At 47.3% G+C, this 243-nt stretch carries 1 pseudogene; it reads left to right on the forward strand.

Annotation, left to right across the window (positions count from 1 at the left end):
- Positions 1-187 (forward strand): annotated as a pseudogene (locus SB725_RS33390) (hypothetical protein); the annotation flags it as partial.
- Between the last annotated feature and the right edge of the window lie 56 nt (positions 188-243).

Consider the following 243-nt stretch of genomic DNA (forward strand, 5'->3'; position numbering starts at 1 on the left):
CGATCAGGCAGAAAAAGCCGGGTCTATTCAGGTGGCGGTTATTCAGCTTGCTAATACCTGTGGCGCGGCAATCGGCGGTTATGCGCTGGATAATATTGGTCTGACTTCGCCGTTGATGTTGTCCGGCACATTGATGTTGCTGACTGCATTGTTGGTTACTGCAAAGGTGAAAATGAAGAAATCCTGATATCAGGTAAAGAAGCGTTGGTCAGTAGTTGTTGCTGTTCTTACATATCCGGGCAT

Source organism: Pseudomonas sp. SIMBA_041 (assembly GCF_046535095.1).
Lineage (GTDB): Bacteria > Pseudomonadota > Gammaproteobacteria > Pseudomonadales > Pseudomonadaceae > Aquipseudomonas > Aquipseudomonas mucoides.